The sequence below is a fragment of the uncultured Alsobacter sp. genome (assembly GCF_945952055.1).
Classification (GTDB): domain Bacteria; phylum Pseudomonadota; class Alphaproteobacteria; order Rhizobiales; family Beijerinckiaceae; genus Alsobacter.
Genome location: NZ_CAMFHB010000044.1, coordinates 26,967 through 52,591, shown reverse-complemented (window position 1 = coordinate 52,591; position 25,625 = coordinate 26,967). Strand labels below are relative to the sequence as shown.

Annotated in this window: 23 protein-coding genes; 6 read left to right on the top strand and 17 right to left on the bottom strand. The window is 69.8% G+C overall.

Features of this window, described 5'->3' with window-relative positions:
* Positions 1-150: 150 nt before the first annotated feature.
* From Q0Q47_RS24645 to topA, 6 genes are all read right to left on the bottom strand, one after another.
* Positions 151-330, bottom strand: coding sequence for a hypothetical protein (locus Q0Q47_RS24645; protein ID WP_293866338.1), 180 nt, complete (start codon positions 328-330; stop codon positions 151-153).
* A 181-nt stretch (positions 331-511) separates the two neighbouring features.
* Positions 512-679 (bottom strand): 50S ribosomal protein L33, encoded by a 168-nt coding sequence (rpmG, locus tag Q0Q47_RS24640; protein ID WP_106339721.1) that lies wholly within the window; start codon positions 677-679, stop codon positions 512-514.
* A 149-nt stretch (positions 680-828) separates the two neighbouring features.
* A complete protein-coding gene (locus Q0Q47_RS24635) occupies positions 829-1,566 on the bottom strand; it encodes an NUDIX hydrolase (protein ID WP_293866325.1) in 738 nt (245 codons plus the stop codon).
* Complete coding sequence (locus Q0Q47_RS24630; protein ID WP_293866322.1) at positions 1,563-1,997, bottom strand: DUF983 domain-containing protein; 435 nt, start codon at positions 1,995-1,997, stop codon at positions 1,563-1,565. The genes Q0Q47_RS24635 and Q0Q47_RS24630 overlap by 4 nt, the downstream gene beginning before the upstream one ends.
* Before the next feature lie 5 nt (positions 1,998-2,002).
* Positions 2,003-4,285: a ribonuclease R gene (rnr, locus tag Q0Q47_RS24625; RefSeq protein WP_293866347.1), complete on the bottom strand. Its 2,283-nt coding sequence runs from the start codon at positions 4,283-4,285 to the stop codon at positions 2,003-2,005.
* Between the two features lie 144 nt (positions 4,286-4,429).
* Positions 4,430-7,105 (bottom strand): type I DNA topoisomerase, encoded by a 2,676-nt coding sequence (gene topA / locus Q0Q47_RS24620; protein WP_293866320.1) that lies wholly within the window; start codon positions 7,103-7,105, stop codon positions 4,430-4,432.
* 251 nt (positions 7,106-7,356) lie between these two features.
* On the opposite strand from topA, the gene Q0Q47_RS24615 reads away from it, so the two are divergent.
* On the top strand, positions 7,357-7,926 hold the full coding sequence (locus Q0Q47_RS24615) for a TIGR00645 family protein (protein ID WP_293866317.1): 570 nt from the start codon (positions 7,357-7,359) through the stop codon (positions 7,924-7,926).
* A gap of 255 nt (positions 7,927-8,181) precedes the next feature.
* Here Q0Q47_RS24615 and Q0Q47_RS24610 read toward each other — a convergent pair whose 3' ends face one another.
* From Q0Q47_RS24610 to Q0Q47_RS24575, 8 genes are all read right to left on the bottom strand, one after another.
* The gene (locus Q0Q47_RS24610; protein WP_293866314.1) at positions 8,182-9,498 is read right to left on the bottom strand and encodes a methyl-accepting chemotaxis protein; all 1,317 of its coding nucleotides are present in this window, start codon (positions 9,496-9,498) and stop codon (positions 8,182-8,184) included.
* 98 nt (positions 9,499-9,596) lie between these two features.
* Positions 9,597-9,968, bottom strand: a complete 372-nt coding sequence (locus Q0Q47_RS24605) for a response regulator (protein ID WP_293866311.1) — start codon at positions 9,966-9,968, stop codon at positions 9,597-9,599.
* On the bottom strand, positions 9,965-10,267 hold the full coding sequence (locus Q0Q47_RS24600) for a hypothetical protein (protein WP_293866308.1): 303 nt from the start codon (positions 10,265-10,267) through the stop codon (positions 9,965-9,967). Before Q0Q47_RS24600 ends, Q0Q47_RS24605 begins: the two co-directional genes overlap by 4 nt.
* Positions 10,267-12,324 carry a chemotaxis protein CheA gene (locus Q0Q47_RS24595; protein ID WP_293866305.1) on the bottom strand — a complete coding sequence of 686 codons (2,058 nt, stop codon included), beginning with the start codon at positions 12,322-12,324 and terminating at the stop codon, positions 10,267-10,269. The genes Q0Q47_RS24600 and Q0Q47_RS24595 overlap by 1 nt, the downstream gene beginning before the upstream one ends.
* 17 nt (positions 12,325-12,341) lie before the next feature.
* Positions 12,342-13,160, bottom strand: a complete 819-nt coding sequence (locus tag Q0Q47_RS24590; RefSeq protein WP_293866302.1) for a protein-glutamate O-methyltransferase CheR — start codon at positions 13,158-13,160, stop codon at positions 12,342-12,344.
* A 150-nt stretch (positions 13,161-13,310) separates the two neighbouring features.
* Positions 13,311-14,369, bottom strand: a complete 1,059-nt coding sequence (gene cheB, locus Q0Q47_RS24585) for a chemotaxis-specific protein-glutamate methyltransferase CheB (RefSeq protein WP_293866299.1) — start codon at positions 14,367-14,369, stop codon at positions 13,311-13,313.
* 25 nt (positions 14,370-14,394) lie between these two features.
* On the bottom strand, positions 14,395-15,942 hold the full coding sequence (locus Q0Q47_RS24580) for a chemotaxis protein CheW (protein WP_293866296.1): 1,548 nt from the start codon (positions 15,940-15,942) through the stop codon (positions 14,395-14,397).
* Positions 15,943-15,970: 28 nt separating this feature from the next.
* The gene (locus tag Q0Q47_RS24575; protein WP_293866293.1) at positions 15,971-17,965 is read right to left on the bottom strand and encodes a methyl-accepting chemotaxis protein; all 1,995 of its coding nucleotides are present in this window, start codon (positions 17,963-17,965) and stop codon (positions 15,971-15,973) included.
* 615 nt (positions 17,966-18,580) lie between these two features.
* Between Q0Q47_RS24575 and Q0Q47_RS24570 the strand changes: the two genes are divergently transcribed.
* The 4 genes from Q0Q47_RS24570 to dprA all read left to right on the top strand — a co-directional run bounded on the left by Q0Q47_RS24570 (position 18,581) and on the right by dprA (position 22,774).
* Complete coding sequence (locus Q0Q47_RS24570; RefSeq protein ID WP_293866290.1) at positions 18,581-19,534, top strand: aspartate carbamoyltransferase catalytic subunit; 954 nt, start codon at positions 18,581-18,583, stop codon at positions 19,532-19,534.
* Between the two features lie 7 nt (positions 19,535-19,541).
* A complete protein-coding gene (locus tag Q0Q47_RS24565; RefSeq protein ID WP_293866287.1) occupies positions 19,542-20,843 on the top strand; it encodes a dihydroorotase in 1,302 nt (433 codons plus the stop codon).
* A gap of 117 nt (positions 20,844-20,960) precedes the next feature.
* On the top strand, positions 20,961-21,539 hold the full coding sequence (gene plsY / locus Q0Q47_RS24560) for a glycerol-3-phosphate 1-O-acyltransferase PlsY (protein ID WP_293866344.1): 579 nt from the start codon (positions 20,961-20,963) through the stop codon (positions 21,537-21,539).
* On the top strand, positions 21,536-22,774 hold the full coding sequence (dprA, locus tag Q0Q47_RS24555) for a DNA-processing protein DprA (protein WP_293866284.1): 1,239 nt from the start codon (positions 21,536-21,538) through the stop codon (positions 22,772-22,774). Before plsY ends, dprA begins: the two co-directional genes overlap by 4 nt.
* Positions 22,775-22,826: 52 nt before the next feature.
* On the opposite strand, the gene Q0Q47_RS24550 is transcribed toward dprA, so the two are convergent.
* A complete protein-coding gene (locus Q0Q47_RS24550) occupies positions 22,827-23,042 on the bottom strand; it encodes a hypothetical protein (RefSeq protein ID WP_293866281.1) in 216 nt (71 codons plus the stop codon).
* Between the two features lie 209 nt (positions 23,043-23,251).
* Positions 23,252-24,178, bottom strand: coding sequence for an AEC family transporter (locus Q0Q47_RS24545; protein ID WP_293866278.1), 927 nt, complete (start codon positions 24,176-24,178; stop codon positions 23,252-23,254).
* Between the two features lie 252 nt (positions 24,179-24,430).
* On the opposite strand from Q0Q47_RS24545, the gene Q0Q47_RS24540 reads away from it, so the two are divergent.
* Positions 24,431-24,994, top strand: coding sequence for a hypothetical protein (locus Q0Q47_RS24540; RefSeq protein ID WP_293866275.1), 564 nt, complete (start codon positions 24,431-24,433; stop codon positions 24,992-24,994).
* On the opposite strand, the gene ruvX is transcribed toward Q0Q47_RS24540, so the two are convergent.
* Positions 24,985-25,488 (bottom strand): Holliday junction resolvase RuvX, encoded by a 504-nt coding sequence (gene ruvX / locus Q0Q47_RS24535; protein WP_293866272.1) that lies wholly within the window; start codon positions 25,486-25,488, stop codon positions 24,985-24,987. The genes Q0Q47_RS24540 and ruvX overlap by 10 nt on opposite strands.
* Positions 25,489-25,625: the final 137 nt, after the last annotated feature.

Below are 25,625 nucleotides of genomic sequence, written 5' to 3'. Positions count from 1 at the left end.
CTCCCCTGCAGGGGAGGGAGAGCGCCCTTCCTTCGGGCTCGAGTGAGATGTGTGATACCCGAAGGGCTCGGACCGGGCAGGACGGCTGAGAGGTGGTCACGAACCGGAACGGGAGCTGCAAGGCAGCTCCGGAGAGCGGCTCACGACCAATCAGGCGGTCTTGTCGACGAGCTTGCCCGTGCCGGGGGCCGGCGCGGCCTTGGTGGGGGCGGGCGGCGCGCTGGCACCGTCGTCCTGGTCGTGGTCGTTCTTCTGGGTCGTCTGCGACGACTGCTGCTGGGCCAGGGTGGCCATCAGCTGCGACGTCGCATCGGTGGAACCGACTTGCATGGTCTGTCCTCGGATCGGGGCTCCTGCCCCGCGGCCCAGGAACGCCTCAGGTCCTTACCGCGCGATGACCGGCCATGGTTAAGGTCGCAATCCGACGAAAACGTATCCTTGGCATCGCCCAACAAAAAACCGCCCCGAAGGGCGGTTCGTCGTCACGACCAGGATGGCCGGGAAAGCCGGATCACTTGATCTTGGCTTCCTTGAACTCCACGTGCTTCTTCGCGACGGGGTCGTACTTCTTCTTCGTGAGCTTGTCCGTCATGGTCCGGGAGTTCTTCTTGGTGACGTAGAAGAACCCGGTGTCGGCCGACGACACGAGCTTGATCTTGATGGTGGTCGCCTTTGCCATGGCGGATATCCCTGATGTCGAGCCGCCCGGGCGGCGACCTCATGTGAACGAAAAGCAAGGGGGCCGGTCAGCGACCGGCCCTGTTGGCGCGCAACCTACGCATCGCGCAGGGAAAGTCAAGAAAGCCGATGCAGGCCGGGCGCCGAGTTTCAGGCGATCTCCTCGCGCAGGCGCTTGCCGTGCAGCTCGTGGTAGAACGGAACGGGCAGGAACGGCGAGAAGCCGGCGTCGATCCGCGCCTTCACGTCCGCGAGGATGACATGGGTGATCCAGGGCGCCTCGAGCGAGGCCGCCTTGTCCAGGTCCACCCACACGAGCTCGACGAGCTCCGAATCCGGACCGATGTTGGGATCCGTGCGGTGCGCCACGTCCTCCACGTCGGCCGCGAAGAAACGCGTGTCGAATCGCCGCGACCGTCCCGGCGGGGTGATGGCGCGGGCGACGTAGTGCAGGGTTTCGAGCACGGGAAACACGCCGTGCTCGGCGAAGGCCGCCCAAGGGCCGTCTGCCGGGGCCTCCGGCGCGCCGTAGTCGCGGCTGCCGAGCATCAGCCCCGTTTCCTCGTAGGTCTCGCGCACGGCGGCCAGGGCCATCGCCCGGGCGCGCTGCAGGGTGGGGCGCTGCGTGCGCGCCATCAGCCGCGTCTCGACCACGGGATCGAGCATGCCCGCCGCCACCATCTCGCGGTCGGCCGGATCGACGCGCCCGCCGGGGAACACGAACACCCCCGGCATGAACTTGTGGCCGGCGTGCCTGCGACCCATCAGCACCTTCGGCTTGCGCTTGGACCGGTCGATCAGGATCAGCGTGGCCGCATCGCGCGGCCGCTGGTAGGCGTGGCGCGGATCCTTGTAGTCGGGCGCCGCGATGACGGTCGCGTTGGTCATGGACGCGGCTCGCCCACATGGGGACGCAGCGCCGGGTGGTCGTCGCCGTCCGGATGGTGCCCGAACCCGTGCATCCGCAGGGCCCATTGCAGGCCCACGATCGCGCCCTTGATGGGCTGCAGCAGGACCAGCGACAGCACGACCGTGAGCAGGGGCCACAGCAGCACGTGCTGCCAGATGGGCCAGTCGAAGTTCGTTTCCGCCGACAGCATGCCGCCGACCACCACGTGGCCCACGATGAAGATCACGATGTAGGCCGGCAGGTCGTCCGCCCGATGGTGGTGGAACTCGACCCCGCAGGCCTCGCAGCGATCGGCGATCTTCAGGAAGCGCGTGAACAGGCGTCCTTCACCGCAGTGCGGGCAGCGGCCGAAGGCGCCGCGGCGCATGGCGAGGGCGAGGTTGCGGGGACTGGTGTCTTCGATGCTCATGATGGCTATCCGCGGCGCGAACGGCGCGCCGATGGTCCTCTGTGGTCTTCCCGGCCGTCACGTCGGCCCGTCTTCCCGGCATTCCGGCCGGAGCGCCGGCTGCGCGGTGTCGTGGTCTTCCCCTCCGAGAGCAGTTCGAACCTCAGGGCGCCGGCCAGCGGGGCGGCTTCCACGAGCCGGACCGTGGCCAGGTCGCCCAGGCGGTGAGTCTCGCCGGTGCGGTCGCCCACCAGGGCGTGGGCGGCCTCATCATAGCGGAAATAGTCGGCTCCGAGCGTCCCGGCGGGGATGAACCCGTCGGCTCCCGTTTCGTTCAGCCGCACGAAGAGCCCGGACCGGGTCACGCCGGTGATCCGCCCCTCGAACGTCGCGCCGATGCTGTCGGCCAGATGGTGGGCGATGAGCCGGTCGATCGTCTCGCGCTCGGCCGCCATGGCCCGCCGCTCCGACCCCGAGATCGACGCGGCGATCTCCGGCAGGGCCTCGATGGTCTCGTCGCGCAGACCGTCGTCGCCGAACCGCAGCGCCCGCACCAGCGCCCGGTGGACCACGAGGTCGGAGTAGCGGCGGATCGGCGAGGTGAAATGGGCGTAGCGGCGCAGGTTGAGGCCGAAATGGCCGTAATTCTCGTTGGCGTACTCGGCCTGCGCCTGGGAGCGCAGCACGACCTCGTTGATCAGGGCCTGGTGTTCGCCGCCGGCCACGTGCGCCAGGATGCGGTTGAAGAAGGCCGGCCGCAGCGCGCCCTGCAGGGTCATCTTGATGCCGACGGAGGCCAGGACCTCCCCCAGCGCCCGCATCTTCTCCAGCGACGGCTCGTCGTGCACGCGGTAGAGCAGCGGCGTCCGGCGCTCCTCCAGCGTCTCGGCGGCCGCGACGTTGGCCAGGATCATGAACTCCTCGATCAGCCGGTGGGCATCGAGGCGCTCGGGCACGATCACCCGGTCGACCGTTCCGTCCTTCTTCAGCAGGATCTTGCGCTCGGGCAGGTCGAGATCCAGCGGCGCGCGCTCCTGGCGGGCCCTGGTGGCCGCGCGGTACGCCGCCCACAGGGGCCGCAGCACGGGCTCGAGCAGCGGACCCGTCGTGTCGTCGGCCGCTCCGTCGATGGCGGCCTGGGCCTGGGCATAGGCGAGTTTGGCCGCCGAGCGCATGAGGACGCGGTGGAAGCTGTGGCGCAGCTTGCGCCCCTGCGCGTCGAGCACGATCCGGACGGCGAGGGCAGGGCGGACCTCCTGCGGGCGCAGGGAGCACAGGTCGTTGGAGATGCGCTCGGGCAGCATCGGCACGACACGGTCGGGGAAGTAGACAGAATTGCCCCGCAGGAGCGCCTCGCGGTCCAGCGCGCCGCCGGATGCCACGTAGGCGGCAACGTCCGCGATCGCGACGGTCACCACGTGGCCGCCCTCGTTCTTCGGATCGTCGTCGGGGAGGGCGTGGACCGCGTCGTCGTGGTCCTTGGCGTCGGGCGGGTCGATCGTGACGAGGGGGAGGTCACGCCAGTCCTCGCGGCCGGACAGGGTCGCGGGGCGCGCGGCCTCCGCCTCCGCCAGGGCGGCCGGCGGAAACTCCATGCGAATGCCGTGCGCGTGGATGGCGACCAGGCTGATCGCCTTCTCGCTCTTGAGCGAGCCGAGCTTCTCCATCACCTTGCCGAGGACGAGCCCGAAGCGGCCCCGCTTGGCCAGGCTCACCGACACGAGGTCGCCGTCGGCGGCGCCGTTCTCGTCGCCGACCGGAACCGGGATCTCGCGGCCGAGCTGCTTCTTGTCGATGGGCGCGATGGCACCGCCCCCGCCCGGGAACGCCCGGAACACGCCCAGCACCTGCGCCCTGGACTTGTCGAGCACCTTCACCAGCCGGCCGAGATAGGCGGCGGCGGAGCGGTCTCGGGCGGGCTCGACCCGCAGGATGACCCGGTCGCCCAGCCCCGGAACCGCCATGCCGGGCTTCGGTCGGCGGGGCAGGTGCACGGCGATGCGCGGCGGGCGTCCGCGCTCGGCCTCGTCCCACTCGGTGGGCGTGGCCAGGAACTCGCCGTCGCGGTCGCGGGACACGATGTCGGCCATCACCACGGGAGGCAGCATGCCGGCCTTGTGGACCGACTTGCCCTTGCGATCGAGAACCCCGTCGTCTTCCAGGTCCTGCAGCAGCCGCTTCAGCGCGATCCGCGCCGCGCCCTTGATGTTGAAGGCGCGCGAGATCTCCCGCTTGCCCACGGGGCCGGGTTCCTTGTTGATGAACTCGAGGATCTCGTCGCGCGTCGGCAGCGTCTCGCCGCCGCGCATGGCATGGGGGTCCTTGGCCAAGGGCCACGTCCTTTCAGCGTCAGGCACCTTCTGACACGGATCGGGCGGCGATTCCACCGGCGGCGCCGCCGATCTCCGGCGGGCGCCGACCTGTCTGCCGTCTCGGCGCCGCTGCGGGCCCTTTTACTCCGCCGAGGCCGATCCCTTGGCCGCGCCGGCGGCCTTCGGCTTCTTCGCACCCGTCTTCTTCGGCTTGGCTGCGGCCTTGGCCTTGGGGGCCGCCTTCGACTTCGCGGCCGCCTTGCCCTTGCCCTTCGCAGGGGCTGCAGCCGCGCGGGCCGCGAGCAGCGGCAACGCCAGTTCGAGGGTGAACTCGTCCGGATTGGAGCCGCGCGGCAGGTTGGCGTTGACCGCGCCGTGGTTGACGTAGGGCCCGAAGCGCCCGGCCCGCACGGTCACGGGGCCGCCGTCGGGATGGTCGCCCAGCACGCGTCCCGCCGTCGCGCCGCCCCGGCGGAACGAGGCGCCGCTCTCCTTGGCGACGATCAGGTCGATGGCCCGGTTGCCGCCGATGGTGAGGACGTCCTCCTCCTTCGGGATGTTGGCGTAGGTGCGGCCGTGCTGGACATAGGGCCCGTAGCGACCGATGCCGGCCAGGACCGGTTCGCCGCTCTCGGGGTGGCGGGCCACCTCGCGCGGCAGCGACAGGAGGGCGAGCGCCATCTCCAGGTCGATACCCTGGACCGTGACGCCCTTCGGCAGGGTCTGTCGTTTCGGTTTCTCGCCCTCGCCGAGCTGCACGTAGGGCCCGAAGCGCCCGTCGCGGACGGTGACGTCGAGCCCGGTGGCCGGGTCCTGTCCCAGCGAACGCGGGCCGGCGCCGGCTCCGCCCTCGGTGGCGTTGGCCTCACCGTCGCCGTTGCCGGCGGCGAGCTGGCGCGTGTACTTGCACTCCGGATAGTTCGAGCACCCGACGAAGGCGCCGAACCGTCCGAGCTTCAGGGAGAGCTGGCCCGTGCCGCAGGTCGGGCAGACGCGCGGGTCGCCGCCGTCGGCCTTGGGCGGGAAGATGTGCGGGCCCATCACGTCGTTGAGGGCCTCGAGCACCTCGCCGATCTTCAGGTCCTTGGTGCCGTCCAGCGCCGCCGAGAAGTCCTTCCAGAAACGGCGCAGGATCTCCTTCCAGTCCACCTCGCTGTTGGAGATGCGGTCGAGGTCCTCCTCCAGCGCGGCCGTGAAGTCGTACTCCACGTAGCGCGAGAAGAAGCTCTCGAGGAACGAGGTGACCAGCATGCCCTTGTCCTCGGCATGCAGGCGCTTCTTCTCGATGCGCACATATTCGCGGTCCTTCAGCACCGCGAGCGTCGAGGCGTAGGTGGAGGGCCGCCCGATGCCGAGCTCTTCCATGCGCTTGACGAGCGAGGCCTCCGAGTAGCGCGGCGGTGGCTCGGTGAAGTGCTGGGTCGCGTCGATCTTGCGCTTGTCGAGCGGATCGCCGTCGCGCATCGCCGGCAGGCGGCGGTTCTCGTCGTCGTCGCCCTCGTCGTCCTTGCCCTCCTGGTAGAGGCGCAGGAAGCCGTCGAACTTTACCACCTGGCCGGTGGCGCGCAGGTCGAGGTGGCGCGGCTTGTCCGTCTGCAGACCCACCAGCGCGGCGATGTCGACCGTGGTGCGCTCGAGCTCGGCCGATTCCATCTGCGAGGCGAGGGTGCGGATCCAGATCAGCTCGTAGAGCTTGGCCTGCTCGCCGTCGAGGTAGCGGGCCATGTCCTTGGGCAGCCGGCCCATGTCGGTCGGGCGGATCGCCTCGTGCGCCTCCTGGGCGTTCTTCTGCTTGGTCGTGTAGCGGCGCGGGGCGGACGGCACGTAGGAGTCGCCGTACTCCTGGCCGATGACGCGGCGGGCCTGGCTGATCGCCTCTGGCGCGAGATCGACGCCGTCGGTTCGCATGTAGGTGATGAGGCCGACCGTGCCCGACCCGATGTCGATTCCCTCGTAGAGACGCTGCGCCACCTGCATGGTGCGGGCCGGCGCCAGACCGAGCTTGCGGCTCGCCTCCTGCTGCAGGGTCGACGTGGTGAAGGGCGGATAGGGATGGCGCTTGGCCGGGCGCGCGTCGACGCGGGCCACCGTGAAGCGGGCCTGCTCCAGGTCGCGCTTGAACTGCTCGGCCTCCTCGCCGGTGCCGATGTCGAGACGCGTGATCTTGCGTCCGTCGGCGCCCACGAGCCGCGCGTCGAAGGTCGCGCCGGCCGGCGTCGCCAGCGTCGCGACGAGCGACCAGTATTCGCGGGCCACGAAGGTCTCGATCTCGCGTTCCCGGTCGCAGACCAGGCGCAGCGCCACGGACTGGACGCGGCCGGCCGAGCGTGCGCCGGGCAGCTTGCGCCACAGCACCGGCGACAGGCGGAACCCGACGAGGTAGTCGAGCGCCCGGCGGGCCAGGTAGGCATCCACCAGGGCCTGGTCGATCTCGCGCGGCTGCGCCATCGCCTCCTTCACCGCGTCCTTGGTGATGGCGTTGAAGGTGACGCGCTCGATGGGCACGTCCTTGAGGACGCGGCGCGCCCGCAGCGCCTCGACGATGTGCCAGGAGATGGCCTCGCCCTCGCGATCCGGGTCGGTCGCCAGGATCAGGCGGTCGGCGCCCTTCACGGCGCTGGCGATCTCGGAGACGCGCTTGGACGCCTTGGGCTCGATCTCCCAGGACATCAAGAAGTCCTGCTCGGGCTCCACCGAGCCGTCCTTGGCCGGCAGGTCCCGGATATGGCCGAACGAGGCGATGACCTCGTAGTCCGACCCCAGGTACTTGTTGATGGTCTTGGCCTTGGCCGGAGACTCGACGACGACGACTTTCATACGGCAACGATCCTCGGCGCGGGCGTACCGGCCGGTTGGAAATTTTCTGGAGAGGGTCGGGCCGCGACGGTCGCCCCCTGCGACGCGCCGCGAAAGTGGTTCAGGTGAAAGCGCCTGTCAAATGGGGGAGGGGCGGGACGATGCCAAGGCGCGCGCACACGTAAGCACGCGCGCACGACCTCTGGCGTGGCCGCGGCGAGCGCCTATGTGAGGGGGCGCCCAGACCTTTCGACCAGGAGCCTCCCCCGCCCATGACGTCCCCCACGAAGCCGAGCGGCTACCAGCCGCTGAAGCCGCTTCCCGCCCTGATCTTCGGATCGCGCTGGCTGCAGCTGCCCCTGTATCTGGGCCTCATCCTCGCCCAGTGCGTCTACGTGTTCAAATTCATGAAGGAGCTCATTCACCTCGTCACCGAGGCGGCGACCTTCTCCGAGCAGCAGATCATGCTCATCGTGCTGGGCCTCATCGACGTGGTGATGATCTCCAACCTGCTCGTCATGGTCATCGTGGGCGGCTACGAGACCTTCGTCTCCCGCCTGCGCCTCACAGGCCATCCGGACCAGCCCGAGTGGCTGAGCCACGTCAACGCCAGCGTGCTGAAGATCAAGCTGGCGATGGCCATCATCGGCATCTCGTCCATCCACCTGCTGCGCACCTTCATCGAGGCGGGCAACCTCGGTTCGGCCAACGCCACCTACACCGAGGCCGGCATTCTCTGGCAGACGATCATCCACACGGTCTTCATCCTGTCGGCCATCGGCATCGCCTATGTGGACCGCCTGGCGCTGGGCACGGTGGCCTTGAGCAAGGGCGAGCACTGAGGGGGGACTCGACGGCCCATTCCGCAGCAGGCAGCACCCTGACCGGCCACGCTGTCATCAGTTTGTCCCGGTTGCGCATCCCTCTCCGCGTCGTGGCCGGGCTTGGCCCGGCCATCCACGACTGAGAACGGCCCAGGCAAAGTCGTGGATGCCCGGGCCAAGCCCGGGCAGGACGGCTGAGTGGGGCAGGTGATCGCGGAGATTGGGCAGCGGAAGTCCCGGTCTCGTACAGCAATCTTGTTCGCTGGTCCGTCCTCAAAACAGCTCGATCGCCGGCAACCCGTCGGCCTGGGCCGACGGCGCCGCGGCGCCCCGGCGGGTGTGGACGTCGTGCTCGCTCTTCATCACGTAGTTGGCGCGCATCGTGTCGAGGACGGACGCCTGCACGCTCTCGAGCGGCAGGGCGTCGTCCAGAAGCCCGTCCGCGAGCGCGGCGGCGTGGCCTCCGAGCCGCTGCAGGCCCGTCTTGGCGTTGCCGAGCCGCTGGCGGACGATGTCCTGGACCTGCGTTTCGGCCATCACGGCCACGAGGTGCGTCGCCGCCTCCTCGGTGACGTGCTGCACCATCGACAGCGTTTCGCTTTGGTGGCGAGACAGGTCCTCGTACCCGGCGACCGCGGCCCTGGAGTGGGCCTCCACGTCGTCGAGCAGGCTGATCTCGTCGACGGCGTCGAGCTTCTGCTTCATCCGGCGGCTGGTCGTCTCGCGCAGTTTCTGCAGACCCAGGCGAACCTCGTCGGACGTCGTTCCCGCCGCGTCGGCGAGGTTGCGGATCTCGGCGGCGATCACGACGAAGCCCTGGCCGGCGCCGCCGGCCCGAACCGCCTCGATCGTGGCGTTCAGGGCGAGAAACCGCGTCTGCCGCGCGATGTGCGCGATCGAGTCGAGCGCCGTGCCGAAGACGTTGGCCTGCTCGGCGATCTCCTCGTAGGTCCTGCGGTCCTGGCTGGCATCCTCCAGCGAGGCCAGGATCGTGTCGCGCAGGCTGGAGACGAGCGCCGCGTTCGCGCTGACGGCCTCCTGTCCGCGCGTGATGGTGCGGTGGGAAACCTCTTGCGCCGACCGCACGTCGCGCAGCAGCGTCTCGATCGCGGTGTCGAGGGCCTGCAGGTTGGTGATCGTCGTCAGGGCGGAGGTGGCGGTCTCCTCGACCGCCGCGTCGATCTGGGCGCCCAGCAGATCCGTGACCTCGCCATAGGCCAGCAGTTCAGCCGCCACGTCCTGCGCGCGCTGGCTGACCGGCGCCTCTGGGGCGGCCTGCATCTCCAGGTCCATGGGTGCCGGTTCTTCCGGTTCGTCCGTCGGGACGATGCCGGCGCCTGCGAGGTCGTCCGAAAGGACGGTCTGTTGTGGCGGCGGGCCGGCGTCGGCGGTCGGCGCCGGCGAAGGCTCCCGGATCGTCCCCGGGACGCCGTCGAAAGCCCGCAACGGCGCGAACACGAGCAGGGCCGCCATCATGCTGACCACCAGGTCGACGGCAGGGCCGGAGATCCCGGCGAAGGCGGCGAGCCGCAACGTGGCCAGGACGAGCGCCGCCGCCAGGCCGGCGACAACCAGGTCCCTGGACGCCATGCCCGTGGCGGCACCCCACCGCGGTCGCGGCAGGACGTCTCGTTTCGAAAGCGCCTCGCTCACCTTCGTCTCTCCGTCTGCTTTGCGCCGTTGAGCCCTCAGGCCGGTGCGACCTGGTTGAGCACCGACAGGAATTTCCCGGCATCAACCGGCTTCACCAGCCAGCCCGTGGCGCCGGCCTGCCGGGCCTCGTCGCGGCGGGCCTGCTCCGACTCGGTCGTGAGCAGCAGGATCGGCACGAAGCGCAGCGCCGGGATGCGCCGAGCCTCCCGCACGAGCTCGACCCCGTTCATCCCCGGCATGTGGTAGTCGGTCACGATCATGCGCAGCGGGGTCTTGCCGGCCTTGAAGGCGGACAGGGCCTCTTCGCCCGTTCCCGCCTTTTCGACCGGGACGCCGGCACGCGACAGGATGGCGGACAGCGAGGCGAGGATCGTGGGGCTGTCGTCCACGAGGAAGACTGATTTCATGACACGAGGGCTCGGTTCGAGGTTGGCGATGGGGGCGGGGCGGCGGCGCTGCCGTCGGGGTCTGGGCTGACCGGAAGGTCTGCCAGGATGGCGGCGAGGAAGGGGTCGTCGGGCGGGGTGGCCAGATCGGGCCGTGCCGCGAGGAGCACCTGCAGCAGGGCTGCATGGGGGCTCGCGCCGGGCGACAGGTCGACGCGCGGTCGCGGGTCGGATCGGACCCAGTCGAGGAAGGCCTCGGCCTCCTCCGGTCCGCAGACGTCCTCGAACCGGGCGAGGCCCGGGCTGTAGGCGATCGGCATCACATCAGCTCCCGCGGGTCGATGACGAAAAGGACGCGGCCGTCGCCGAGCAGGGTGGTTCCGACGAACCCCCGGATGATCGCGAGCGGCCCTTCCATCGGCTTCACGATGGTTTTCATGCTGTCGCAGATGCGGTCGACGGCGAGGCCCACCAGCTCGGTCCCTGTCCGGATGACCAGGATCGAGCGATCCGCGGCGTTCGCCTTGGCCGGCAGGTCCATGATCGCGTTCAGATGACGCAACGGCACCACCTCGTCGCGCAGCACGAAGGCTTCGCGGCCCTGGATCGTCTTCAGGCTGCCCACCGGGATCTTCAGCGTCTCGGCGACGAGACCCATTGGAACCCCGAAGATCTGGCCTCCGCCCGCCTCCACGATGACGATCTGCGACATGGCCATCGAGAGCGGCAGCGTGAGGGTGACGGTCGATCCCGCGCCCTTGGCGCTGCGCAGGGCGACATGGCCGCCCATCCGCTCCACCGAGGTGCGGACCGCATCCATGCCGACGCCGCGACCGGACAGGTCCGAGACGGCCTCGGCGGTCGAGAAGCCGGGCGCGAAGACGAGCTGGACCGCGTCGGCCTCCGACAGGGCCAAGGCCTGGTCGGGTGCCAGGATCCCCCGCTCGACGGCCCGCGCCCGCACGCGGTCCGGGTCGATGCCCCGGCCGTCGTCGCGCAGCGTGACGATGATGCTCTCGTTGTCCTGCCGTGCGCTCAGCCACAGCCGGCCCGCGGCCGGCTTGCCGGCGGCGACGCGTTCCGCCGGGGGCTCCAGCCCATGGTCGAGGCTGTTGCGGACCATGTGGATGAGGGGCTCGGCGAGGCCCTCGACGACGTTCTTGTCGGCCTCGATCGTCTCGCCGTCGACGATCAGCTCCACCGCCTTGCCGAGCCGCTGCGCGGTGTCGCGCACCAGCCTGGGGAAGCGCTGGAACACCGTGGACATCGGCATCATGCGAACCGCCATGATCGCGGCCTGCAGGTCCTCCGCGACGCGGTGCAACTGGGCCTCGCGCTCCCGCAGCTCGCGGGCGAGCTGGCGCGGCGTCGCCTCGCCGTGCTCGATGCGCCGGGCGAGGTAGGGGATGCTGTTCTTGATCACCACGATCTCGCCCACGAGGTTCATGAGCAGATCGACGCGACCCTGCTCCACCCGCAGCATCGACACCGGGGCCCGGGCCTGGCGCGTATCGGGAGCCGCCTTCGCGCCGTCGTTCGTCGCTGCGGAGCCGTCCGCTGCGGCGGGATCGAGGAGCTCCGCGACCGGACCCTCCTCGGCCACGGGCGAGCCCGGCCCGCCGGTCGAATGCCAGGCGATCTGGTCGACGACGTAGCGGAAGTGGTGCTCCAGGTCCCCCGCGTCCGCGGCGCTCACGGCCTGGAACACGAGGCGGCACTGGAACGGGTCGAGGGCCGAGAGCTCCGGCCATGGCTCGTCGGTGACGGCCTTGACGTGCAGGAGGTCGGGGACCTGCAGGACGAGGCGCAGCGGATCCTCGCCTCGGAAGAACGCGTTCTCGTCCGGCCGGTAGGTGATGCAGTGGAGGGGGCGCCCCGCCGCGGCCGTCTCCATGGCGAGCCGCGAGGCCGGGTCGAGGTCCCGCACCCAGGCCGGTTCGCGGCCGGCAGGAGCCGATCCCGCCTCGCGCGCCACGGCGGCCTTGCTCGTCGGCGCGGCGAGGCGGCTCAGCAGGGCGGCCGCCAGCCCTTCCGCGTCCGCGGGGAGGGCTCCCCGTGCCTCGAGCCCGTCGGTCCAGCCCGAGGCGGCGTCGAGGCATTCCAGCAAGGTGGTGGCGATGTCGGGCGCCAGCTGCTCGCCGCGCGCCTCGAGGCCCGACAGGAGATCCTCGGCGTGGTGCAGGAGGCGCGTGTAGGGCGCCATGTCGAACAGGCCGGATGCGCCCTTCAGCGTGTGCATGGCGCGAAACAGCCGCTGCATCGCCTGCCGGTTCACGGGCTCGCGCTCGAGGCTGAGCAGGCTCTCGGAGGCGTCCGCGATCAGGTCGCGGGATTCCAGGACGAAGGCGCGCAGGAGGTCGCTGTCTTCGGTGCTCACGGGCGTGCTCCTTTCCGTCAGACCGGCTTCTGGTAGACGACGCCGTCGGCGAACCGGCGGACCTTGAAGAGGCGCGAGATCCGGTCCATCGACTCCGAGTGGCCGAGGCACAGGAAGCCGCCCGGCCGCAGGGCTTCGTAGAGCCGCTCGGCCGCGATGCGGCGGGACTCGTCGTCGAAGTAGATGAGTACGTTGCGGCAGAACACGACGTCGTGCTCCCCGTGCTGTTTCATCTGGCCGGCGTCGGTGAGGTTGACGCTGGAGAAGTCCACCGAGCGCAGCAGGGCGTCGATCACGCGCCAGCGGCCGGGACCGGCCGGGCGGAAGTATTTCTCGCGCAGGCGCGGCGAGAGATGCTGCAGCGAGCGGCTGTCGTACTCGCCGCGTCGTGCGGTCGCGAGCACGGCGCTGTCGATGTCGGAGCCCAGGATGTCGATGTGGTGCCGGTCGACGCTGGGCCAGTTCTCCAGGAGCCAGATGGCGATGGAGAAGGGCTCCTCGCCCGTCGAGCAGGGCACGCACCAGATCGACAGCGGCCTGTCGGGCCTCTCCGTCGTCAGTTCGGGCAGGATCGCCTTCACCAGGATGTTGAACTGGTAGGTCTCGCGGTTGAAATAGGTCTCGTTCACGGTCATCGCGTTGACGAGGGACTGCATCTCGTCGCCGCGATCGGCGTATTTGAGGTAGGTGACGTAGGAGCGCACCGAGGGCTCGCCCGTCTTCGCGAGACGGTCGTCGAGCCGCCGCTCGATGTAGGCGCGCTTGCCCGCCCCGAACTGGATCCCCGTTCGCCGCCGGAAGTAGTCCTGGAAGAGCTCGAACTCGTCGTCGTTCATGACTTTCGGTCCTGGCGCGCTCATGGTGACCACTGCGTCCTGCTGTGGGCCGGGGACCGCACCTGACCGCGTCAGGTCGCCCGCTTGCTGGTGGGGGTTCGGGGTGGCGTCTGCGGCAGCATCAGGTCGCGATGCGTCCGGACGCCCCGCTCAACTGGTGATCCATTCGATGACGGTGCCCGCGATCGCCTCGCACGGCCGCACGAGACTGGCGCCGCCGCGCTGGATCAATTCGTGCGGCATGCCGAAGACGACGGCGGTGGCCTCGCTCTCGGCGACCGTCCGACCGCCCCGGCGATGCAGTTCGGTCATGGCGGTGGCGCCGTCGCTGCCCATGCCCGTCAACTGGACCCCCACGAGGGCGCTGGCGGGCAGGATGTCCATGGCGGTGGCGACCAGCCGGTCGACGCTGGGGTGCCAGAGGCTGGCATCCGCCGGGACGCTGCTCGCCACGATCCGGCCGAACCGGCGTTCGACGACCAGGTCGGCATCCCCCCGTCCGATGTAGATGCGGCCACGCTGGATCGGCATCGATCGCTCGACCTCGACGACCTCGAGCGGGCAGATGGCGTCCATCCGTCGTGCGAAGACCCCCGTGAAGCTCTGGGGCATGTGCTGGGCCACCAGGACCGGCCAGGGAAAGGTCTCGGTGAACTTGGGCAGGATCTCCTCGAGGGTCCGCGGCCCGCCCGTCGAAACGCCGACGAGGACGAGGCCCGATGGCGCCAGCCCGAGAGAGGGCCCTCGTGCCGCCGACGCCGGCCGCGCGGTGCGCTGGCGGGCGAGCCGCTGCTGCAGCCCCTTGGCGCGGCGCGGCTTCACCCGGGCGGCGGTGCGGACCTTCTCCACCAGGGCCGGCCGCACCCGGTTGAAGTGCAGCGACACGGTCCCGTCCGGCTTGCAGACGAAGTCGACGGCCCCGAGCTCCAGGGCCTTCATCGTCACCTCCGCCCCTGCTTCCGTCAGGGACGACACCATGACGACGGAGGTGGGCCGCACGGCCATCATCTGCTCGAGGCAGGACAGCCCGTCCATCTCGGGCATGTTGACGTCCAGCGTCACGACGTCGGGTTCGAAGTCGCGCACCTTCTGGAGGGCCTCGACGCCGTTCCGGGCGAGCTCCACGCGGAAATCGCCCTCGGCCTCGAAGATCTGGCGCAGATGACGCCGCATGAGCGCGGAGTCGTCCACAACGAGCAGTCGCAGCATGGCGGCCTCGTCTCCGGCGGTCGTGTCAGGCGGCCCGTGCCAGCTGGCTGCGATGCTCGTCGGCCAGCAGGCGATCCGGATTAATGACCAGGATCATCCGTTTGCTGTCGGCAAGGTTGGCGACCTGCCCGATGACGTCGGCCTGGGCCGCCGACAGGGGAGGGGCCGCCTGCAGGCAGCTCGCCTTGATCTTCAGGACCTCGTTCACCTGGTCCACCACGAAGCCGGCATGGACCCCGTCGAGGACGAGAACCAAGATCCGCTGCCTGTCCGAGCGCTCGGCGCGCGCCAGGGCGAAGCGGGTCCGCTGGTCGATGACCGGCAGAACGGAGCCACGCAGGTTCACCACCCCGGCCATGAAGCTCGGCGCCATGGGCACGGCCGTGAGCGTGTCGGGAACCCGGACAATTTCCTTCACCGCCTCGATCGGCACCGCATACTCCTCCTCGGCGAGGCGGAAGACGACGAACTGGCTGTCGGGATCCGGCTGGCCGGCCGCCGGCGCGGCGACCGCGCGGGTGGCCGTCGTGGCCTGGCCCACGACGGTGCGCAGGGCCTGCAGGTCGAACATGCGCGTGGCCGACAGGACCGTCACCAGGCGTCCGCCGTCGAGGCGGCAGATGGAGGTCAGCTCGCCCGCCTGGGCCTGGATCAGGGCCGGAATGTCCTGGCACTGGCTCTTGTTGACCCGCAGGACCGCCTTCACCGTGTCCATGACCACGCCGACCGCGAAGTCCGCGTTGCGGTCGGACCCGACGACGACGATCCGCCGCGGCGCATCGTCGGCGGCCCGCTCCATGCCGAACATCTCGCGCAGCGAGACGAGCGGCAGCAGCCGGTCGCGCAGCGTCATGATGCCGACGATGTGCGGCGCGGCGTTCGGGACGTGGCTGACGCGGTCGGGATACTGGACGATCTCCAGCACCTCCTCGATCGGGAAGCCGTATTCCTCGCCGGCGACCTCGAAGCTGACGAGCTGGATCTCGTTGGCCTCGCCCTCGGGGAGGGCGCGGGTGGCCGCATCGTCCATCGGATCCGTCCCGGAGGCCGTCACGGCGGCTCCCAGCTGGATCAGGCGACCGAGATCGAGGATGAGCACGATCTTGTCGTCGTTCTTCACGACGCCGCTGACGAGGTCCGCGGCGATGGTCGAGCCGATGGCGTCCGTGGCCTCGAACTGCTCCGCCGAGGCGTCGATGACGCTGGCCATCCGGTCGACCACGAACCCCATCATCACGTCGCGCTGGACGACCACGACGCGGGTGGTGTCGTCGTCGGCCCGCGGCGGCGCCCCGAAGGCGCTGCGCAGGCTGGTGATCGGCAGCACCGCGCCCCTCAGGTTGGCCACCCCGCGCAGGCTGGGGGGCGCCAGCGGGACCTGGACGATGTCGGGCATCCGGATGATTTCGCGCACTTCGGCCAGGCTGATCCCGAAATGCTCGCCGTTGACCTCGAACGTGACGAACTGCTGGACGTCCCCGGTCGGGGGCGCGGCCGCGGCTGCGACCTCTGCGACCTCTTCGACGACGGGCCGGGAGGGGGCCTTCGCCGGCGTCTTCCTGCGTGGGCTCATGGAGTGTCTCCTCGGGCGCGGGACGCGATCAGGCGGCGTCGGTGTTCTGGAGCTCGTCGGCGATCGACGCGATCTCCTCGACGGCGGCGGCGAGGTCTTCCGACCCCTTGGCCTGCTCCTTGGCCGCGCCGGCGGCCTGGCCGGCCGCCTGCATGGCCTGGCCGGCGGCGGTGGCGATCTCGTCGACACCCTTGCGCGCCTCGCCGAGGGCGGAGAGGATCTCGCCGGCGGCCTCCACGAGGCTGGCGTTGCCCTGTCCGACCACGGCCATCTCCTCGGCCACGGTGGCCAGCGCCTGGCCGATCGAGCTGTTTTTCTCGACCTCGAGGGCCGCCTGGGTCCCGATGTCCTCGAGGTCGCGGCGGACCGTCACGATCTGGTCCTGGACGGCCTTCACCAGGTCCTTGATGCGCTCGGCGTTCTCCGAGCTGTCGCGGGCCAGGTTGCGGATGTCGGTCGACACGACCGCGAAGCCCTTGCCGAACTCGCCCGCCCGCGCGGCCTCCACCGAGCCGTTCACGGCCAGCATGTTGGTCTGGATGGAGACGGTCGTGATCGCGTCCACGATCTTGTCGATGCGCCGGCTGATCTGCTCCAGGGCGTTGATCTGGTCGCGCGAGGTGGCGTTGTCCTCGACCGAGGTCTGGACGTTGGCGATCATCTGCCGGACGGAGTCGCTGTTGGCCTTGAGCGCGGCGGTCATGGCGTCGCTCTTCTCGGTCGCAACCTTGGCACGTTCCGTCGACAGCTGGGCGGCACGCTCGATCTGGAGGATCGCGGCGGCGGACTGCTGGGAGGCGGCCGACTGCTGCTGTGCGCCACGGCTGATCTGGTCGATGGCGGTCATGATCTGGGTCGCTGAGCGGTTGATCTCTTCCATGGCGGAGGACAGCTCCTCGGAGGTCGAGGCCACTTCCTCGGCGCTCTTGGCGATGTCCGTGCTGTTCTTCAGCTCTTCCGACAGCTCCGAGAGCTCGCTCGACGCCTGCTGGCTCTGGTCGAGCGCGGTCGTCTGCTGCATCACGGTCTTGACGGCCTCCTCGCACGCCGAGGCCTGCTCGGTCGCGGCGGTGGCGATGGCCTCGACGCCCTGCTGCCCCTCACGGGCGCCGGCATCGGCCTCGTTGGAGGCGCGCAGGATTTCCTTCGAGCCCTCCTGGATCGTCACCATGTCGGTCTCGATCGTCGCGAGCTGCTCGTTGATCGCCTGGCCCACCTCGACGCCCGTCTTGGCGACCGCCGCCGAGCGCTTGATGCCGTCGGACACGACGGTCACCTCGGACTGGATCTGCGCGACGAGCTCCTGGATGTCGCGGGCGCTCTTCTCGGACGTCTCGGCCAGGGTGCGGACCTCGTCGGCCACCACGGCGAAGCCCTTGCCGTGCTGCCCGGCCCGTGCCGCCTCGATGGCCGCGTTGAGCGCCAGGAGGTTGGTCTGGTCGGCGATGTGGGCGACGGCCTTGACGATCTCGCCGATGTTGGCGGCCTGGTGATCGAGCTCCGCCACCATGCTGACGGACGCTTCCTGGCGTTCGGCCGCCCGCGAGATGCTCTTCACCGAGGCGAGGATCTGCTGGCCGAGATCGGCGACGCGCCGCTTCAGCATGTCCGTCTTCTCGAGCGACGTCTCGGCGGACTGTCGGCTGTCCGTGATCTTCGTCGCGATGAGGGTGATGGCCCGCTGGGACTGCTGGGAGGCGCTGGCGGCCTGCTCGGCCCCCGCCGCGATCTGCTCCATGGCCTTGCGCAGCTCTTCGGATGCGGCGGCGGCCTCGGCGATGCCGCTGGCGAGCTGGGTGGTGGCGGAGGCGACGCGCTCGGCGGCCTTCTGCTGGCGGGAGAAGGTCCGCTGGCGCTTCTGGGCCCGTGCGGTCCCGATGGCGGAGGGAGCGGACTTCTGGTCCACGGCGCGCTTGACCAGGCTGGCCAGCTCCGGCGTGGCGCCGATCGGCCTCGCATGTCCATTGGTGTAGGACCGGCCGTTCAGGGTGTTGCTGCTTCCATCCGTCTTCATGAGGGCCATCGTCGTTCTCCACATCGGGTGTGGGCCGACAAAGCACGCAAGAGATTAAAGGAGAGACGCGGGAATACTGTTGTTTTCCGGATGATCCATCCGGAAATTGGTGAGAAACAGCCGGAATTAGCATATGTTACTTCAGGATATACAAACCGTAAGCGCAACAACGCTGCAACGACGAAAGACTAGAGGGCCGGGCAAACCGTCGAGGGGGCGAGGCCCAGTGACATTCGACTGGATGAGACGCCTGCGCTGTGGAGAATATGACGCGATCGTCTGGCGTCGCATCCCGGGCGTGACTTTGGCGTTTCCTCGAAAATACAAATAAGGAGCGCTAAAAAACATCCCGCGACCAAGCGATTAGCGGCAGCTTGGCCATTCGCCGGCAGCAACGACAGTCGCGGATTTGGCAATCGCCGCGAATATCGGATTTGTAATCCATGAAATAACAGAAAAAAATTTCTGCCGGAGGCAGCGTGACCTTACGCTTCTGTTGAACTACTTGATTTACACGGTGCGTGTCAAGTTAACTTTACAACCGCCTCGGCCGAGCGATCGCGGTGCAAAACGCCCCGCCGTCGCTTGCGGGGGACGGGCAAGCTGCCTATAGCAGTCGCTTTGATGAGCGCGCTCGCAACACCGCCCCCTCTCTTTCCGCACCGGCACCTGCTGGGGATCGAGGGCCTTTCGCCCCATGACATCACCATGCTGCTGGATCTCGCCGACGAGGCCGTCGAGGTCTCCCGGCAGGTCGAGAAGAAGAAGACGACGCTGCGCGGGCGAACGCAGATCAACCTGTTCTTCGAGGCGTCGACGCGCACGCAGGCCTCGTTCGAGCTCGCGGGCAAGCGGCTCGGCGCGGACGTCATGAACATGTCGGTGGCCTCGTCCTCCATCAAGAAGGGCGAGACGCTGATCGACACGGCGATGACGCTCTCGGCCATGCGCCCGGACATCATCATCGTGCGCCACCACGCCGCCGGCGCCGTGCACCTGCTGGCCCGCAAGGTCGAGTGCTCGGTGGTGAACGCGGGCGACGGCGCGCACGAGCATCCGACCCAGGCGCTCCTCGACGCGTTGACGATCCGCCGCAACAAGGGCCGGATCCGCGGGCTCGTGGTCGCCATCTGCGGCGACATCCTGCATTCGCGCGTGGCGCGCTCCAACATCATCCTGCTCAACGCCATGGGCGCAGAGGTGCGTGTCATCGGGCCGTCCACCCTGCTGCCGCCGGGCATCGAGCGGATGGGCGTGACGGTGTTCACGGACATGCGCAAGGGCCTGGCCGGGGCGGACATCGTGATGATGCTGCGCCTCCAGCGCGAGCGCATGAACGGCTCCTTCGTCCCGTCGGTGAAGGAGTATTTCCGCTACTTCGGGCTCGACGCCGAGAAGCTCTCGCACGCCGCCCCCGACGCGCTCGTGATGCATCCGGGGCCCATGAACCGCGGCGTCGAGATCGCCTCGGAGGTGGCCGACGGGGCCCAGTCGCTCATCCGCGAACAGGTGGAGATGGGCGTGGCGGTGCGCATGGCCGTCCTCGAGGCGCTCTCGCGCCACCTGCCGAACCAGTGAGGCGCGCATGCCCGACGTGACCGCCGCCCCGCTGATCATCCGCAACGCGCGCCTCGTCGATCCGGCGAGCGGGCGCGAGGAGAACGGCGACCTCTACGCCGAAGGCGGCGTCATCTGCGACCTCGGTCCGAGCCTGCGCGGGTCGCGGCCGGACGGCGCGCGCGAGATCGACGCCCGCGGCCGGGTCCTGGCGCCCGGCCTCGTCGACATGCGCGCCTTCGTGGGCGAGCCCGGCGCCGAGCACCGCGAGACCATCGCCTCGGCCAGCCGCGCCGCGGCGGCGGGCGGTGTGACGACGGTCGTCTGCATGCCCGACACCAATCCGCCGATCGACGACCCGGCGGTGGTCGACTACCTGATGCGCCGCGCCCGCGACACCGGTATCGTCCGGGTGATGCCGGCGGCGGCGCTGACCAAGGGCCTGCACGGGCGCGAGATGACGGAGATCGGCCTTCTCACCGAGGCCGGCGCCGCGTTCGTGACCGACGGCCTGAAGACCGTGGCCAATCCCCAGGTGATGCGCCGGGCGCTCACCTACGCCCGCGACATCGGAGCCCTCATCGTCCAGCACTGCGAGGATCCCGACCTCGTGGGCGACGGCGTGGTCAACGAGGGCGAGAACGCCAGCCGGCTCGGCCTGCTCGGCATCCCGCGCGAGGCCGAGACGATCGTGCTCGAGCGCGACCTCCGGCTCGTGCGCCTGACCCAGGGCCGCTACCACGCCGCCATGGTGTCGTGCGCTGACTCGGTGGCCATTATGGCCCGGGCCAAGCGGGACGGCCTCGACGCCACATGCGGCGTCTCGATCAACTCCCTGACGCTGAACGAGAACGACATCGGGCCCTACCGGACCTTCCTGAAGCTGTCGCCGCCGCTGCGCCACGAGGACGACCGGCTCAGCGTGGTCGAGGCGCTGGCGGAGGGAATCATCGACGTGGTCGTCTCCGACCACAATCCCCAGGACGTCGAGACGAAGCGCGTGCCCTTCGCCGAATGCGCGGACGGCGCGATCGGGCTGGAGACCATGCTGGCTGCGGGCCTGCGGCTCGTCCATGCCGGCGAACTGTCTCTGGTGAAGCTGCTGCGGGCCATGTCCAGCCGTCCGGCCGAGATCATGGGGCTGCGCCAGGGCCGGCTCGCGCGTGGCGCGCCGGCCGACATGATCCTGTTCGATCCGGACGAGCCCTTCGTGCTCGATCCCGCCGACCTGCGCTCGATCTCCAAGAACACGCCCTTCGACGGCGCGCGGCTGCAGGGGCGGGTCCACGCCACCATCGTGGCGGGGCGCCTGGTTCACGGCGAAGTTTGATCGGCGCGCCGTAAACCTGCACAATTCCACTCGAAATTGAAAATGCGCCTCGGCCCTTGACGCCCGGCCGAGGCGTTTCGCAGTCTGGCCCTTCCCGGAGGCACGTCCGTGTCGCTGATGCTCTTCTTCGCCCTCGTCGTGGGCTATCTGCTCGGCTCGATCCCCTTCGGGCTCGTCCTCACGCGCCTCGCCGGCACGCAGGACATCCGCACCATCGGCTCGGGAAACATCGGGGCGACCAACGTCCTGCGCACCGGCCGCAAGGGGCTGGCCGCCGCGACGCTCCTGGGCGACGCCCTGAAGGGCACGGTCGCGGTGCTGATCGCGGCGCGCTGGGGCGAGCCGGCCGCGCTGGCCGGCGCCATCGGCGCCTTCACCGGCCACCTGTTTCCGGTGTGGCTCGGCTTCAAGGGCGGCAAGGGCGTTGCCACCTTCCTGGGCACGCTGTTCGCCGTGGCCTGGCCCGCCGGCCTCGCCTTCGCGGGGCTCTGGCTCGGCTGCGCGGTGCTGTTCCGCTATTCCTCGCTCGCCGCCCTCGTGGCCAGCGCTGCGACGCCGCTGGTGCTGCTGGCGCTCGGGCGCCCGCAGGCCGCACTGGTCTATGTCGCCCTCGCCGCCGCCCTGTGGTGGATGCACCGCGCCAACATCGCCCGGCTGCGCGCCGGCACCGAGGGCAGGATAGGACAGAAGGGATGAGCGAGGGCGCTGCGCGACCGGTCGTCAGGCTGACCGACGCGCAGCGGCTCGAATGGCTGCGGCTGATCCGGAGCGAGGGCGTCGGCCCGCGCACCTTCCGCAAGCTGGTCAACCACTTCGGCAGCGCCGCCGAGGCCCTGCGCGAGTTGCCCGGGCTGGCGCGCCAGCGCCATGTGCCGGTGCCGCGCATCACGACCATGGCCGAGGCGGAGCGGGAGATGGAGCTCGCCGCCCGGCTCGGCGTGGTGTTCGTGGCCACGGGTGAACCGGACTATCCGGTGCCCCTGGCCGCCATCGCCGACGCTCCCCCGATCCTGGGGCTGCGCGGCGACGCCCGCTGCCTCTCGGCTCCGGCCGTGGCCATCGTGGGATCCCGGAACGCCTCGGCGGCGGGCCAGCAGTTCGCCCGGTCGCTGGCGGCGGGGCTGGGCCGCGCGGGCTTCACCATCGTGTCGGGGCTGGCGCGCGGCATCGACGCCCGCGCCCACGAGGCGAGTCTGGCCACCGGCACGGTCGCCGTGCTCGCCGGAGGGCACGAACACCCTTATCCACCCGAGCACGCCGCCTTGCTGGAGCAGGTGCTGGAGACCGGCGTCGCGTTGAGCGAGATGCCCACCGGCTGGGAGCCGCGGGGCCGTGACTTTCCGCGCCGCAACCGCCTGGTGTCGGGCCTGGGGCTGGGCACGGTGCTGATCGAGGCCGCCCGGAAATCCGGCTCGCTGATCACGGCCCGGTTCGCGCTGGAGCAGGGGCGGGAGGTCATGGCCGTTCCCGGCTCGCCGCTCGATCCCCGCGCCCAGGGCACCAACGACCTGATCCGCCAGGGCGCCACCCTGGTCACCGGGCTGGAGGACGTGCTGGAGGTGCTGGAGCCGCTCCTGCGCAAACCCTTCGACGGACAGCACCTCGCCCGCGAGCAGGAGAGCCCCGAACCCGACGAGCCGCTCTTCGACGAGATCGACTATCTGGCCGAACCGGGGGCCGGGCGCCCCCTGGTGCTGCAGGATGAACCGGCCCGCCGCGAGCCCGTCCGCCAGGAGCGGGTTCATGCCGTCGACCCGGCGATCACCATCGCCGGGCTGCTGGGACCCTCGCCCGTGAGCGTGGACGACCTGATCCGCATGTCGTCCCTTCATCCCGGCACGGTCCACCTGGCCCTGTACGAACTGGAGAGCCGAGGCCTCCTGGACCGTCACGCCGGAACGAAGGTGTCCCTGCGCCCGACCTCCGCCTGATCGAGCCCGGGGCCTTCGTCGCTCCCTTGCCCGATCCTTCGGATGCGTGGCGTCAGCGCGCCAGCCGGGACGCCATGGTCTGGGCCTCGATGCGCGCCATCTCCAGGAAATAGGCGAGCGTGTCGAGCCGGGCGCCGCGGGCGAGCAGGGCCATCTCGCCGGTCATCTGGCCGATGTAGCGGGCAGCCTCGTCCGCCTTCTCGGGCGTGGCCATGGGCTGCTGCTGGATGTGCGTGACGGTGGCCGGGCGCATCAATGTTGTCGTCATCGGTGCCTCTGAAATGGTTTTTCTGAAAAATGAGCGAAGGACGATTCGCTGAAACTCAGAGTGCCATTGAACGCACAGAATGTATAGAACCAAATGGATACGCGGGGGTTGCAAATTGCGTGCTGAAGACGCGCACTGCAGAACTGGCAACCCCGAAGGGAAATTGAAATCTACTAGAGGTTGTATTTTGTCGCGACTGGGCCAGGCCCTCACGACAGCCAGGCGAGGGCGAAGGGGATCGTGATCAGGGCGACAAGTGTCTGCACGGTCAGGATCTCCGCCATCAGCGGGGCATTGCCGCCCATCTGTCGCGCCAGCATGTAGGAGCCGCTCGCCGTTGGCGCTGCCGTACACAACACAACCACGGCGAGTGGGACGCCCTCCACGCCGAACAGGCGGGCCAGGGTGGCCGCGAGCAGGGGCATGCCGGCGAGCTTGACGACCGTCGCCAGGGCGAGCGCCAGGCTGGGCCGACGCAGACGCGCCAGATCCAGGCCGGCACCCACCACCAGCAGCCCGGCCGCCAGCGAGGCCCGGCCGAGGATCTCCGCGTAGGACAGCACCGTGGCCGGAACCGGCGCGCCCGTGGCGTTGATGGCGATGCCGAGCAGGCTCGACCAGATGAACGGGTTGCGGATGAGCGTCCCGGCGAGGGCCGCCGGTCCGAGCGGCGCGCCGCCCGCATGGCGCGACAGCACGAGGACGCAGGTGACGTTGAGCAGCGGAATCATCGCCGCGATCGCCACCGCGCACAGCGTGGTGCCCTCCTTGCCGAACAGGCTGCCGCACAGCGCGATGGCCACGAAGGTGTTCCAGCGCAGGGCGCCCTGGAACACCGAGGTGAACGAGGGGCCGTCGATGGCGAGCCAGCGCGCCATCAGAGGGCGGGTCGCCAGGAGCAGGGCCGCCATCAGCAGGATGGCGCCCATCAAGGCGCCGCCGACCGCGGCCAGCGGCGCATGGGCGAGGTCGGCGCGCGCCAGCGTCTCGACCACAAGGGCTGGGAACAGGACCAGGTACGTCACCTTCTCGAAGCCGGCCCAGTGGCTTTCGTTGACGATTCCGGAGACGCGCACCGCCCAGCCGGTGACGATGAGCAGGAAGACGGGGACGAGGCTGGCGGCGACGGGTGACATTAAGGGCGGAAACCATGCGGGAGGCGAAGGACCGCGGCCTTGAAGCACGCCCGGACCGCCATGCCAATCCATGCCGACGGGAACGATCCGGCCGCCTCACGAATTGCAGGTCACCAGATGACAACCTTCGGCATCGTTGCGGCGCCTTGCCGTCGCCACGATCCCGCCACGCTCCATTCAGGGTGCATTCAGCCGGCACCCACGATGATGGAAGTCATGACGGGTGGAAGCCGCCCACACAGGGAGACCATGATGTCTGCAATTTCGATGACCTCTTCGGCCTGGCGCCGCACGCTCGTTGCGGGTGTCGCCGCCGTCTCTCTCGCCTCGGCCCTTCCGGCGGCCGCCGGCCCCATGCCCGTCGCGAGCGCGGCGGGTCTGACGGCCCAGCCCGAGCAGTCGCGGCTCGTCCCCGCCGTCGCCGACGGCGACTTCGACGGCGCCCAGATCGTGAAGGTCCGCAATGGCCGCAATGCGACCGCGGCGGCGATCGTGGGCGGCATCGCCGCGCTCGGCGTCGGCGCCGCCATCGCCTCGCAGAACCGCTCCTATGGCGGGGGCTACGGCGGCGGCTACTACGCCCAGCCGCAGGGCTACTATGCCGCCCCGCAGCAGGGCTACTACGCCCCGGCGGCGACCTACTACGAGGCTCCGCAGACCTACGTCTACGAGGAGCCCGCGCCGGTCTACGTCGACCCCGCCCCGGCTTACGCGCCGGCCTACGGCTACACCTACGCCCCGCGGCCGAGCGTCCGCCACCACGCCGGCGGGCCCGGCAAGCGGCAGATCGACAGCTTCCGCGACAGCTATCGCTGATCGTCCAGGCTGGCCTCCCGGGCCCGCCGCATCGCCGCGAGGCGGTCGAGCAGGCCCTGGAGGATGTAGGCCGCCGCCATCTTGTCGACGACCTCGCCGCGTCTCGCGCGCGAGGCGTCTGCCTCGATGAGCGTGCGCGTGACGGCGGCCGTCGACAGGCGCTCGTCCCAGTAGACGATCGGGATCGGCGTCAGCCCCGCCATGTTCCGGGCGAAGGCCCGCGTGCTCTGCACGCGCGGGCCTTCGCTGCCGTCCATGTTGAGCGGCAGGCCCAGCACCAGCACGGCGACCCCGTGGCGCTCCACGTGCCCGAGCAGCGCCTGCGCATCCGCCTTGAACTTGGTCCGCCGAATCGTGTCGAGCGGCGTGGCGATGCGCCGATCGACGTCCGACAGCGCCATTCCGATCGTCTTCGTGCCGAGATCGAGCCCCAGCAGGCGCGCGCCGCGCGGCAGATCGAGCAGGAAATCGTAGTCGCTGGTGGGCTGGGTCATGCCCCTTGATCCTCCGGGCGAGGCGAGGGCGCAAGCGTTTCCTGTTCGGCTGCGGGACCATCCTCTGCCCTTGCCGCATTGCCGAACCCGCCTGACCGCTCCATTCTCCCGGTCGCTTCACACGCCCGAAGGAGACG

Coding starts and splice junctions, on each gene's coding strand:
- topA (WP_293866320.1), bottom strand. CDS start 7,105: ATGAAAGTCGTCGTCGTCGAGTCTCCGGCCAAGGCCAAGACCATCAAC.
- ruvX (WP_293866272.1), bottom strand. CDS start 25,488: ATGACCCAGCCCACCAGCGACTACGATTTCCTGCTCGATCTGCCGCGC.
- Q0Q47_RS24550 (WP_293866281.1), bottom strand. CDS start 23,042: ATGACGACAACATTGATGCGCCCGGCCACCGTCACGCACATCCAGCAG.
- Q0Q47_RS24570 (WP_293866290.1), top strand. CDS start 18,581: ATGAGCGCGCTCGCAACACCGCCCCCTCTCTTTCCGCACCGGCACCTG.
- Q0Q47_RS24610 (WP_293866314.1), bottom strand. CDS start 9,498: ATGGCGTCCAGGGACCTGGTTGTCGCCGGCCTGGCGGCGGCGCTCGTC.
- Q0Q47_RS24590 (WP_293866302.1), bottom strand. CDS start 13,160: ATGAACGACGACGAGTTCGAGCTCTTCCAGGACTACTTCCGGCGGCGA.
- Q0Q47_RS24575 (WP_293866293.1), bottom strand. CDS start 17,965: ATGGCCCTCATGAAGACGGATGGAAGCAGCAACACCCTGAACGGCCGG.
- Q0Q47_RS24605 (WP_293866311.1), bottom strand. CDS start 9,968: ATGAAATCAGTCTTCCTCGTGGACGACAGCCCCACGATCCTCGCCTCG.
- Q0Q47_RS24565 (WP_293866287.1), top strand. CDS start 19,542: ATGCCCGACGTGACCGCCGCCCCGCTGATCATCCGCAACGCGCGCCTC.
- cheB (WP_293866299.1), bottom strand. CDS start 14,369: ATGCTGCGACTGCTCGTTGTGGACGACTCCGCGCTCATGCGGCGTCAT.
- plsY (WP_293866344.1), top strand. CDS start 20,961: ATGCTCTTCTTCGCCCTCGTCGTGGGCTATCTGCTCGGCTCGATCCCC.
- rnr (WP_293866347.1), bottom strand. CDS start 4,285: ATGCGCGGCGGCGAGACGCTGCCGACGCGCGACGAGATCCTCGAGTTC.
- Q0Q47_RS24630 (WP_293866322.1), bottom strand. CDS start 1,997: ATGAGCATCGAAGACACCAGTCCCCGCAACCTCGCCCTCGCCATGCGC.
- Q0Q47_RS24645 (WP_293866338.1), bottom strand. CDS start 330: ATGCAAGTCGGTTCCACCGATGCGACGTCGCAGCTGATGGCCACCCTG.
- dprA (WP_293866284.1), top strand. CDS start 21,536: ATGAGCGAGGGCGCTGCGCGACCGGTCGTCAGGCTGACCGACGCGCAG.
- Q0Q47_RS24540 (WP_293866275.1), top strand. CDS start 24,431: ATGTCTGCAATTTCGATGACCTCTTCGGCCTGGCGCCGCACGCTCGTT.
- Q0Q47_RS24600 (WP_293866308.1), bottom strand. CDS start 10,267: ATGCCGATCGCCTACAGCCCGGGCCTCGCCCGGTTCGAGGACGTCTGC.
- Q0Q47_RS24615 (WP_293866317.1), top strand. CDS start 7,357: ATGACGTCCCCCACGAAGCCGAGCGGCTACCAGCCGCTGAAGCCGCTT.
- rpmG (WP_106339721.1), bottom strand. CDS start 679: ATGGCAAAGGCGACCACCATCAAGATCAAGCTCGTGTCGTCGGCCGAC.
- Q0Q47_RS24580 (WP_293866296.1), bottom strand. CDS start 15,942: ATGAGCCCACGCAGGAAGACGCCGGCGAAGGCCCCCTCCCGGCCCGTC.
- Q0Q47_RS24635 (WP_293866325.1), bottom strand. CDS start 1,566: ATGACCAACGCGACCGTCATCGCGGCGCCCGACTACAAGGATCCGCGC.
- Q0Q47_RS24545 (WP_293866278.1), bottom strand. CDS start 24,178: ATGTCACCCGTCGCCGCCAGCCTCGTCCCCGTCTTCCTGCTCATCGTC.